Origin of the sequence: Colwellia sp., assembly GCF_013215345.1 — a bacterium.
GTDB lineage: Bacteria > Pseudomonadota > Gammaproteobacteria > Enterobacterales > Alteromonadaceae > Colwellia.
Window position 1 is genome coordinate 1 of the sequence record NZ_JABSOV010000156.1, and the last position, 7,475, is coordinate 7,475.

The 7,475-nt window shown below is 39.4% G+C and carries 10 protein-coding genes; 2 read left to right on the forward strand and 8 right to left on the reverse strand.

All coding sequences use genetic code 11. The annotated features are described in order from the left end of the window. The 8 genes from HRT50_RS16710 to bhcB all read right to left on the reverse strand — a co-directional run. Positions 1–204, reverse strand: a 204-nt coding sequence (locus tag HRT50_RS16710) for a type II secretion system protein (RefSeq protein ID WP_291616573.1), incomplete at its 3' end; no start/stop codon positions are given. A gap of 55 nt (positions 205–259) precedes the next feature. Beyond that, the gene (locus HRT50_RS16715) at positions 260–679 is read right to left on the reverse strand and encodes a GNAT family N-acetyltransferase (protein WP_291616575.1); all 420 of its coding nucleotides are present in this window, start codon (positions 677–679) and stop codon (positions 260–262) included. Positions 680–705: 26 nt separating this feature from the next. Continuing rightward, positions 706–870 (reverse strand): hypothetical protein, encoded by a 165-nt coding sequence (locus tag HRT50_RS16720; protein ID WP_291616577.1) that lies wholly within the window; start codon positions 868–870, stop codon positions 706–708. A 142-nt stretch (positions 871–1,012) separates the two neighbouring features. Then, complete coding sequence (locus HRT50_RS16725) at positions 1,013–1,213, reverse strand: hypothetical protein (protein ID WP_291616579.1); 201 nt, start codon at positions 1,211–1,213, stop codon at positions 1,013–1,015. Then, entirely contained in the window at positions 1,210–1,767 is a 558-nt protein-coding gene (locus HRT50_RS16730) for a GNAT family N-acetyltransferase (protein ID WP_291616581.1), read from the reverse strand. The genes HRT50_RS16725 and HRT50_RS16730 overlap by 4 nt, the downstream gene beginning before the upstream one ends. A 298-nt stretch (positions 1,768–2,065) precedes the next feature. Next, complete coding sequence (gene bhcD, locus HRT50_RS16735; protein ID WP_291616583.1) at positions 2,066–3,070, reverse strand: iminosuccinate reductase BhcD; 1,005 nt, start codon at positions 3,068–3,070, stop codon at positions 2,066–2,068. 118 nt (positions 3,071–3,188) lie between these two features. Further along, on the reverse strand, positions 3,189–4,337 hold the full coding sequence (gene bhcC / locus HRT50_RS16740; RefSeq protein WP_291616585.1) for a 3-hydroxy-D-aspartate aldolase BhcC: 1,149 nt from the start codon (positions 4,335–4,337) through the stop codon (positions 3,189–3,191). A gap of 113 nt (positions 4,338–4,450) precedes the next feature. After that, the gene (gene bhcB / locus HRT50_RS16745; RefSeq protein ID WP_291616587.1) at positions 4,451–5,425 is read right to left on the reverse strand and encodes a beta-hydroxyaspartate dehydratase BhcB; all 975 of its coding nucleotides are present in this window, start codon (positions 5,423–5,425) and stop codon (positions 4,451–4,453) included. Between the two features lie 504 nt (positions 5,426–5,929). Between bhcB and HRT50_RS16750 the strand changes: the two genes are divergently transcribed. Both HRT50_RS16750 and HRT50_RS16755 read left to right on the forward strand, forming a co-directional pair. Continuing rightward, a complete protein-coding gene (locus tag HRT50_RS16750) occupies positions 5,930–6,718 on the forward strand; it encodes an IclR family transcriptional regulator (protein ID WP_291616589.1) in 789 nt (262 codons plus the stop codon). Positions 6,719–6,833: 115 nt separating this feature from the next. Further along, positions 6,834–7,265, forward strand: a complete 432-nt coding sequence (locus HRT50_RS16755; protein WP_291616591.1) for a heme-binding protein — start codon at positions 6,834–6,836, stop codon at positions 7,263–7,265. The last annotated feature ends 210 nt before the right edge of the window (positions 7,266–7,475 follow it).

Below are 7,475 nucleotides of genomic sequence, written 5' to 3' on the forward strand. Positions count from 1 at the left end.
TGAATCACTATTGCCGCCGGCTATTTGATCTTTAAGTACAGTAAACTTAATAGCGGTTTTTAAATTACCGGAAATGTTTTGTATCACTGAGGCTTTTGCATCACTCGACAAATCGATAAACCGGGGTGCTGCTACAGCAGCTAAGATACCAAGAGTGGTAATAACTACCACTAACTCTATCAGGGTAAATCCTGAATTTTTCATTTAAACAAACTACCTAATACTACTTAATACACGACAAGGTAATTTTACTACAGTTTTAGACAAATTTACACATGCCATGTCCCAAGCTACTATTAGGTCTTTGCATATAGCCATAGCGAGTATAAAAGGCCTCTTTTCCCTGTGCAGCCAATAAGCCAACAGTAGCACCTTGCTTAGTAGCGTCATTTAAGTAACTTTCGATTTTATCCATTAATGCTGCGCCAATACCTAACTTTCGATGACTTGGCTCAACGATAACGTCTTGTATGTAAAAGTACATAGCGCCATCACCAACCACACGCCCCATGCCAATAAGCTGTTGGTTAAGAAAAATGGTTACGTGAAATAAGCTATTATTTAGACTTTTTTCAGCAAGATTGATATCAAGCTCACCCCAACCTACTTTACTGCGTAACTGTAAAAAGTCTGCAACTGCAGGGCTGGTTAATTTAAGACTATATTTTTCAGCTAACACTTTGTACGGCACTCCTTGTCATTATTTTATTTGTCCTGCAGACTATCAAATTGCTTTTTCTTCAAGTTAAACCATTGTTGCATGGCTGCTGGGTCTTGCATTAACTCGCTCATATCAGCCATAGCTTTTAAATGCGCTTTATCTGGCTGCTGATGCATTTCCATAGCATGTTGCTTACTCTGCTCGGCCATTTATTCAAAAGTGTTGCCATGAAATTCTTTATCGCAAGCACCACCTAACTGCTTACAAGTCATCGTCTTCATATCTATTTCCTTTATATATTTTTGATTAGGTAAAGATAACATCACCTTAAGATTAAAGGTTTTCTAATACTTAGCTAAATAATCCACTAAGCCAATCAAAAGTTAAAACGGTAGTAAATATTTTTAACGCTATTATCGTCAGGCCCAATAGGATTACCGCCGCTTTTACTTTTCTACTTTTAAGGTTATGCCAATATAACCATTTGGTTTTCAGCTCACTTTTGAGTTCATTCTTCACTTCTGCCATCGACTTTTTCATAGCTTCTTTCATGAAGAAGTCTCAGCTAAGTTCTTGGCTAAAGCTTTAGCCAAGTTATCAGGATCTCCCCAGCTATAGATGAACTCTTTGACCTTGTTATCACAAGGAGTATGCCAATAAGCTGTGGTAATATTTTTCGCCCCTTTCGCTTGATAGAAACCTATCGCCCTGCTATTGCATTCTAACACTTCAAGATACAGATCATGACCACTGTAATTAGCCATTGACCATGATGCCGCAGCCGCTAATAAACGAGAACCAGTGCCCTGCCCCTTACTACTCGCTTTTACATGAAGGTTATCGATGATAGTGCCATATTCAGGATGGGTAGCACCTAATACACAAATAAAGCCGCAGAAAACACCCGCTAACTCAGCAACGAGCACTAATTGATTACTCTGTGGTTTGTTAAATCGCGCTGTCCAGACCGCCTCTCTTTCAGCAAAAACCTTTTTATCAAGATAATCGGCAGAAAGAACTGGATGATAATTATCACGCCAACTTTGCGCATGTAACTGGGCAATATTCGCCAAATCACCTAAATGTGCTTCTCTAATTATAACCATGATACGGCTTGCTCCAGCTAATTTATTAATGATGATTACAGACTAATACCTCACTATACCTTCGCTAACTCACACAGCAAGGTGCACATAGTAACTATTTATGTATAGTGGTTGATCTTAATTTCTTAATAGCTCGACAAAGCGTGTAAATGTTAATTAATCGCACAAAAAAATGGCTGTTTAAATGAATAAACAGCCATTGAGCCTGTGCTTAGTAAGTGATGCCTACCAAGAGGCTTACTTTTAACTAACTGGTTGGGAAAACCTTAATTCAAAGTAAGTAGTTAAAGTACCAACGTTATAGTTGGAAATAAGTAGCTAAACCTTTAGCTTCTGCTAATTCAACAGCTACTGAAGCAACCGCTAAATCTTGCAGACCAACACCAGTACCATCAAACAAAGTAATTTGTTCGTCTGAAGTACGACCTGGCTTAGTACCGTTGATGACATCACCAATTGGCGTGATGTCAGACTCTTTGATCAAGCCAGAAGCAACAGCATGTTGTGCTTCACCGATAGTAATAGACTGAGCAATTTCATCAGTAAAAACAGTAGCAAGTGCTAATATATCGACATCAACTTCCTGTTTACCTTTAGTATCTGTACCCATACAAGCGATGTGAGTACCAGGCTTAATCCAGTCTTTGTTAATTAGTGAGCCAAATGCAGAAGTAATAGTAATAATTACATCTGCTTGTGCACATAACTCTTCACAAGTTACCGACTCAAATGGTAACCCTAATTCTTCAGCTACAGCAGCAAGCTTAGGAAGCATTTCAGGGTGGAAGTTCCAAGCGACAACTTTTTCAAAATCACGTTGTTCAACCGCAGCACGTAATTGGAAAGAAGACTGATGACCCGCACCAACCATACCTAATACTTTAGCGTCTTTACGCGCTAAATGAGCAATTGAAACTGAAGAAGAAGCAGCAGTACGTACCGCTGTTAAGTAGTTACCACCAACAAGTGATTTTAACTTACCAGTATCAGGTTCAAATAAAATAACAGTAGACTGATGGTTAGTTAGTCCTTGTGCCATATTATCTGGCCAGTAACCGCCAGACTTAAGACCTAAAACCATACCGTCACGGTCAAAACCAGATTTAAAACCGTAAAGTGCACCAGCGTGGCCAATGTCTTCACGAATTACTGGGAAGTTGTAAGCAGTGTTTTTTGCCATAGCAGCAAATACATTCTCTACCGCAGTAAATGCATCTGAACGGCCAATAACTTCTTGACAGATTTCTTCAGAAACAACTGATATGCCCTTGTTAACGGGTGAAGTGTTTTGTGAATCACTCATAATTTATATCCTCTAAAAATGATAATACCAAGCGAACTAATCTATTATTCACATAGTGCGCTTGGTATAAGTCCTCGACTAAACACCGAGGGTAGTGGTTACTTACTAACAATATTGCTTAGTAAGCTTTACCACGTGCAGATACAGGCCATAACGTTTCTACTTTACCGTTACGAACACCAACATAGTAATCATGTACGTTACACGTTGGATCACAGTGACCTGGTACAAGTTTTAACTTCTCGTTAATTTTTAATGCGCCTTTAGGATCAGCAATAACACCATGCTCATCTGAACACTTGATGTATTCAACATCGTCACGACCAAAGATGTAAGGTAAACCACTATCTACTGATTGTGCTTTAAGACCGGCATCACAAATTGCTTTGTCTGCTTTAGTGTGGCTCATTACAGAAGTTAAGATAAATAATGAGTTTTCAAAGTCAGTGATTTTCTCACCAGACTCATCACGAATAGTTTGGTAATCAGCATCCATAAATGCGTAAGAACCACACTGTAATTCATTGAAAACACCTGAAGCACCTTCGAAGTAATAAGAACCAGTACCACCACCACCAACGATATCAGACTCAAGACCTTCAGCTTTAAGCATCTCAATAGTGTGAGCAACCATTTCGATGGCAATGTTAGTTTTTTCTTGACGATCGGTGTAATGCTCCATGTGTTGCATAGCACCTTGGTAAGCTTGAATACCCGCGTATTTCAAGTTAGGTGCCGCGTCAATTGCTTTAGCAATATCAACCACTGGCTGGCCAGCTTGAACACCACAACGGCCTGCTCCACAATCAATTTCTACTAGACACTCAAGTTGAGTACCTTCTTTAACTGCAGCAGCAGAAAGGTCAGCAACGTTGTCAATGTCATCAACACAAACGATTACACGAGCGCCAAGTTTAGGCATTTTCGCTAAACGTTCAATTTTCTTAGGGTCACGAACTTGGTTAGAAACTAAAACATCTTTAATGCCACCACGTGCAAAAACTTCAGCTTCAGAAACTTTTTGACAACAAACACCACAGCTATCGCCAAGTTTTTCTTGTAATAAAGCAATGTCTACAGACTTATGCATTTTGCCATGTACACGGTGACGAACACCCATTTCTTTAGCAATTTTGCCCATTTTAACAATGTTGCGCTCTAATGCGTCTAAATCAACTACTAAACATGGTGTTTGAATATCAGCTTCATCCATACCAGGAAGTGCCGGAACGTCATAACCTACTTCTAAATCGCTTACATTTGACATATTTTTCTCCAAAATTAAAAGTTCGAATTTATTAAATTAATTGTGCTTAATTTGAGTATTCTTAATTTGAAATTTAACCAATTTCAAATTGTTATTCTTAGCTATCGCTGTATTTACTTCATCCACGGCAGTTTGTCTAAATCGACATTACCACCCGTGATAATTACCCCAACACGCTTGCCTTTGAACACTTCAGGATTATTCAAAATACAGGCTACTGGTACCGCAGAGCTTGGTTCGATAACAATTTTCATTGTTTTCCAAACAAGTTTCATCGCATCAACAATTTCTTCTTCGGTACAGGTAAAAATATCGGTTACGTGGTTGCTAACAAAGTGCCAAGTAAGATCTTTTAAAGGCACCTTAAGGCCATCGGCAACAGTTACTGGCGCATCATCAGCAATAATGTGACCGGCTTTAAAAGAGCGTGCAGCATCATCAGCATTTAAAGGCTCGGCGGCGTAAATTTTAACGTCAGGGGCAATACTCGAAATTGTTAAACAAGTACCTGAAATCATACCGCCACCACCAATAGGGGCTATTACGGCATCAAGATTGTCAACTTGCTCAAGCAATTCTTTAGAGCAAGTTGCTTGACCGGCAATAACACGAGGGTCGTTATATGGATGAACAAAATCAGCACCTGATTCGGCAACAACGTCAGCAAATACTGCTTCACGAGAAGATGTTGATGGTTCACATTCTACGATTTTTCCACCATAGCCAATTACCGCATCTTTCTTCGCTTGTGGTGCTGTACGAGGCATTACTACGGTAACGGGAATACCACGTCGGCCAGCTGCATATGAAAGTGATAAAGCATGGTTGCCTGAAGAGTGAGTGGCAACACCAATTTTTGCTTCTTCGTCAGTTAAACCAAAGACAGCATTACAGGCACCCCGTACTTTAAATGCCGCGGCTTTTTGTAAGTTTTCACACTTGAAGAATAACTCAGCTCCGGTCATCTCGTTCAAACGAGTTGACGTGAGTACTGGTGTTTTGTGGATGTAAGGTTGAATGCGTTCATGGGCAACGAGTACATCTTCGTAGCTTGGAATGATCATAGTCGGTTTGGTTGAACTGCTCATATGTTCCTCTTAATCTTTCATTTGGTATAAACCGTGATATTAATCGCGGTATAAGTAGTCTCTATCGTCAGCTTGCCGGGTATTTTCTGTCATATAGGTCGGCTGTTTACTCAACTTAGTCCGCTAACTAGAGGCTCTTTCTCAATAATGAGTCTCAATGCCAGTGTTAACTTGTAGAATATTTTGTTTTATTCACCTTGATTTCACCTTATGAAAAATAGCCAAGTCAGGCAAACAAGACAAATTCCACAATGTGAAACACCGATAAAATCCCACGGAATAAAAAAGCACAAACAATTGAATTAACTAGATTTATACAAAAATAAAACCAGTCTAAATTTAATATTTCACAATCTGGAATGGACAAACTAGAATTAACTAGGGGTTATGTCGCTTTTAGTTCTATATTTAAATCAAAAGTTGACACAAGAGTCAAGAAAAGAGATGTTAGATAGATTATAAAACTGAGCTTAGAAATAAGCCTGTAAACTAAGCGGTAATATTATGAACAAACCTAAACCAGAATCTCGCATTCAAGTAATCGATAGAGCAGCCACATTATTGGATGCGATTTCACGCTATACCATGCCAGTAACATTAAAAGCATTGAGTGCAGATACTAACTTAGCGCCGTCTACTGCTTTTCGTATATTACATTCTCTTATCGACAATCATTTTGTTGACCGTGACCATTCAGGTAAATATCAGTTAAGTGGCCGCCTTATTAGGCTAAGTAATTATCAATACCAAAATGTTGATTTTCGTAAAGTAGCACTACCCTACATGGAAAAGCTGCGTGATAAATTTGGTGAAACCATCAACCTTACTGCGCGTGAAGGTGATGTCGTTATTTACGTAGAAAAAGCTGTGCCCAATAGAATGATGCATGTTCAACAGATTATAGGTAGCCGCGCGCCATTGCATGTCACCGGTGTTGGCAAAATGATGTTAGGCATGGAAGGTCATGAAGGTATTTGTGGCTATGCGCAACGGACAAACTTACCAACCTATACCCGTAAAACATTTTCACAGATTGAAAGCTTAGAGCGCGAATGTATGCGCTGTGTCGAACAAGGCTTTGCTTACGACAACGAAGAAGCCGAAATGGGCGTAGGTTGTATTGGCGTACTTTTATATGACAGATATGGCGAAGTTGTCGCCGGACTATCTGTGTCAGCGCCAATTGAACGACGTAAAGATGAGTGGATTAAAGATTTAGTTAAAGCCGGTAAGTCCATTTCCATTGAGCTGGGTTTTGTTAAAAACGAACAGACAGTTAAAAAAGTCAGTTAATAAAAAGATATTTTGTAATCTTTAAACAGATTACATCAGCCGAGGTAATAACTCACCGTCAATATGTTTACCTCCATTGCGCTGTACCAGTTTTAAAATTAGAAGAGTAGAAACTATGTTGACAATAAGTAGACTAAACCAAACAGAAGCAAAAACAATAATTGATGGCGCGGTGAAAAAAGCCACTGAACTTGGCGTACCTATGTGTATAGCTGTTGTAGATGAATCAGGTAATTTAATTGCCTTTGAACGTATGGATGGCGGTAAAGTACACAGTATTACCATCTCGCAAGATAAAGCGTTTACCGCGGCATCGGCACGTAAGGGTACCCATGAATTTAATAAAGCCTGTATTCCAGGCCATAAAAATAATTTATTTGGTATTCATACCGCTTTAGGTGGCCGTATGTGTATCGTTGGTGGTGGTTTACCCCTAAGCTTCAATGGTAGCGTAGTCGGTGGCATTGGCGTTAGTTCAGGTTCGCCAGAGCAAGATTTAAGCTGTGCGCAAGCTGGCATTGATAGCTTTACTAAGGCCTACGCTTAGGCATAAGTTAATACGCTAACACAATTAAAATACTTAAACGTTAAAGCGCCCCTGCTTTAGCGTTTTTGTGATCTGACGTTCTGTTTGATAATACCAAGTCCATTAAATTAGTTCCCACTCAGAGCTTGCCAGCGGTTTGAGAACAAATAGAATTTTTTTGCATATAGTTACTCTATATGAAAGAAATTCTGTGCGGTTATCGAATCGCTG

Excerpts from the sequence above, each read along its gene's own strand:
- bhcC (WP_291616585.1), bottom strand. The coding sequence starts at position 4,337 with ATGTCAAATGTAAGCGATTTAGAAGTAGGTTATGACGTTCCGGCACTT.
- HRT50_RS16730 (WP_291616581.1), bottom strand. The coding sequence starts at position 1,767 with ATGGTTATAATTAGAGAAGCACATTTAGGTGATTTGGCGAATATTGCC.
- HRT50_RS16755 (WP_291616591.1), top strand. The coding sequence starts at position 6,834 with ATGTTGACAATAAGTAGACTAAACCAAACAGAAGCAAAAACAATAATT.
- HRT50_RS16720 (WP_291616577.1), bottom strand. The coding sequence starts at position 870 with ATGGCCGAGCAGAGTAAGCAACATGCTATGGAAATGCATCAGCAGCCA.
- HRT50_RS16725 (WP_291616579.1), bottom strand. The coding sequence starts at position 1,213 with ATGAAAGAAGCTATGAAAAAGTCGATGGCAGAAGTGAAGAATGAACTC.
- bhcD (WP_291616583.1), bottom strand. The coding sequence starts at position 3,070 with ATGAGTGATTCACAAAACACTTCACCCGTTAACAAGGGCATATCAGTT.
- bhcB (WP_291616587.1), bottom strand. The coding sequence starts at position 5,425 with ATGAGCAGTTCAACCAAACCGACTATGATCATTCCAAGCTACGAAGAT.
- HRT50_RS16750 (WP_291616589.1), top strand. The coding sequence starts at position 5,930 with ATGAACAAACCTAAACCAGAATCTCGCATTCAAGTAATCGATAGAGCA.